Origin of the sequence: Sphingobium sp. LSP13-1-1.1 (genome assembly GCF_040676415.1) — a bacterium.
Lineage (GTDB): Bacteria > Pseudomonadota > Alphaproteobacteria > Sphingomonadales > Sphingomonadaceae > Sphingobium.
This window is the reverse complement of the sequence record NZ_JBEGHU010000037.1, coordinates 1-2,025: the sequence shown is the minus strand read 5'-3', so window position 1 is coordinate 2,025 and position 2,025 is coordinate 1. Positions and strand designations below refer to the sequence as shown.

Here is a 2,025-nt window from a genome sequence, read left to right as displayed (position 1 = left end):
TCGCTTCCATCGCCACCTTCGCCTTGAACTCGGCGCTGTAGCGCTTTCTCGTCGTCTTCATTCCCGTCCATTCCTTCAGGTCGGGATGAGCTTATCACCCTGTCCGAATTGCCGACACCACCTCAGGGTGCCTCCAGTGATGACGGTGATGTCGGGCCGGTCACCCTCGGTCAGTTGCACGCGTTTCAGCAGATGCTTGAACTCGAAATCGGCTGCCGGCATCGAATAGCCGATGAACACCCAGTCTGTGGCACGCCTGTCCGCTCCGTTCCGGCAGGCGCTGAGCGCGCGCGGCCTTGGCTGGGCTGTCGGCATTCCCCGGCACCAAAAGGTCTACCCGGCCGACGTGCAACTGATCTCCGTCCGCACTTCTGCCAAAGTAGTGCTAAGCCCCGCCACCAGCAGTTCGCCATAGAAAGCCCCGCTTCGACCAAGCGAAGCGGGGAGTCGGTATGTCGGAGATAATCATCCATATGGGTCGAAGTCTATTTAGCTGACTTTCCGATTGCAGCCGTCGCTACTTCTTCGTCCTGGGTGGATGTTCCGCCGCTGATCCCCAGCGCGCCGATAACATGACCGTTTAACAATATCGGGACGCCGCCCGCCAGCGACACGATTCAGGTACACTGGTATAGCTCATCGCCGCCTTGCCAGCGAAATCTTCAGAGAAGGCCTTGGTTGGCCGCCGATATCGTGCTGCGGTCTTTGCCTTGGATGCGGCCAGTGGGATGGAACCCATTTGGGTTCCATCCATGACTTCGAGCAGAATCGGCTCTCCGGAAGGAATCGCTACGGCGAAGGCCATGGTTAGACCGCGCTTTTCCGCCTCTTGGTGAGCGGCATCGACGATCATGCGCGCCTGGCCCAATGTTATCGCCGGGCCGTAGGGGCCAGGGATCTGTTGTGCAACCAGACTATCTGCGCAGAGCAACAACGCGGCCGCTAAGAGAAGCTTGTTTGGCAATTGCGAAGACTTTCCTGATCCTTAGAAGGCCATGATGAACGGCTGCCGTGAGAGCGGGCTTACTTACTCGTTTGACGGTTGAAGACGATGGCCTGCATATTGGGATAGAAGGCATGAAGTGCCGTGCTCTTGCCGTCGACCTTCTGCGCGACGAGAGAGATTTCGTGGCGGCCCTTCGCCAGAGGGAGGACGAAGGACCCGTCGGCGGACTGACGATCGGGCTGATATTTTCCGTCGATCTGAGTCACCTGCGCGCCCAGATTCACGCGCTTGATGACAATTGGGTCGTGATCGTCGACCGCGATGGAGGCGCGGACCGAGCAGGGGCAACCGTCTGCGGTGATGGTCGCCAGGCCGCTGGTGAACTGGATCAGAACGTCGGAGTCTTGGGCGAGGTTGACGACGACCTTGCCGAGGGTCGTCACGCTGTCGCCGTTGATCATGATATGCTTGCGGTTCGGGGTGCTGAAGAAAGACATGGTGGCACCTTCTACGGCGTAGGAGTCGGGAAGCTCGTCGTGCCCCGGGTGCGCCATGGCGGACGAAGCGGCCAGGGCGAATGACAGAACGGAAGCCGACAAGATAGTCTTGAAATTCATCGTAATTCTCCCCGCTGGAAATAGTTCGATGTCTGATGTGATGTTAAATTCATCCAACGGAAATATAAAAGCAATTGTCTGTTGCTTTGGGTGCTATGCCTGTTCGTTATGGCCGCATGGTTCCGCGGGCCTGCGGCGCTGGCCGACAGGGTCAAAGGCGGTGCTTCACGGGGATCGCCTCGCCGACTGGCTCGTCCTCGACCATGTCGCTTGCCAGCGCCAGTCCCGCGCGGCCATGGGCCGGCGTGTGTGCGGGCGCCTTGGGATGGGGCACATAGTCCGGTTCCTCGACCTCCAGCATCCCTTCCCATTTGGTGATGACGGAGGTGGCGATGGCATTGCCCAGCACATTGGTCGCGGTACGGCCCATGTCCATGAAATGGTCCACCGCCAGGATGAAGGCGACACCCTCCACCGGCAGGTCGAACTGGCCCAGCGTCGCCGCGACCACCACCAGTGATG

The 2,025-nt window shown here is 59.7% G+C and carries 6 protein-coding genes; 1 reads left to right on the top strand and 5 read right to left on the bottom strand.

The window, feature by feature from the left end; translation table 11 throughout:
• Nucleotides 1-75: 75 nt before the first annotated feature.
• A complete protein-coding gene (locus tag MRBLSP13_RS17290) occupies nucleotides 76-240 on the bottom strand; it encodes a hypothetical protein (RefSeq protein WP_363755744.1) in 165 nt (54 codons plus the stop codon).
• Between MRBLSP13_RS17290 and MRBLSP13_RS17285 the strand changes: the two genes are divergently transcribed.
• Nucleotides 233-415: a hypothetical protein gene (locus MRBLSP13_RS17285; protein WP_363755748.1), complete on the top strand. Its 183-nt coding sequence runs from the start codon at nucleotides 233-235 to the stop codon at nucleotides 413-415. The two genes, MRBLSP13_RS17290 and MRBLSP13_RS17285, sit on opposite strands and share 8 nt — an antisense overlap.
• Before the next feature lie 70 nt (nucleotides 416-485).
• Here MRBLSP13_RS17285 and MRBLSP13_RS17280 read toward each other — a convergent pair whose 3' ends face one another.
• The 4 genes from MRBLSP13_RS17280 to MRBLSP13_RS17265 form a co-directional block, all read right to left on the bottom strand.
• On the bottom strand, nucleotides 486-614 hold the full coding sequence (locus tag MRBLSP13_RS17280; RefSeq protein WP_363736960.1) for a heme-binding protein: 129 nt from the start codon (nucleotides 612-614) through the stop codon (nucleotides 486-488).
• Nucleotides 581-868: a heme-binding protein gene (locus MRBLSP13_RS17275; RefSeq protein WP_363755746.1), complete on the bottom strand. Its 288-nt coding sequence runs from the start codon at nucleotides 866-868 to the stop codon at nucleotides 581-583. Before MRBLSP13_RS17275 ends, MRBLSP13_RS17280 begins: the two co-directional genes overlap by 34 nt.
• Nucleotides 869-1,023: 155 nt before the next feature.
• Nucleotides 1,024-1,563, bottom strand: a complete 540-nt coding sequence (locus MRBLSP13_RS17270) for a hypothetical protein (protein ID WP_363736957.1) — start codon at nucleotides 1,561-1,563, stop codon at nucleotides 1,024-1,026.
• 151 nt (nucleotides 1,564-1,714) lie between these two features.
• Nucleotides 1,715-2,025, bottom strand: a 311-nt coding sequence (locus MRBLSP13_RS17265; RefSeq protein WP_363755742.1) for a cation:dicarboxylate symporter family transporter, incomplete at its 5' end; no start/stop codon positions are given.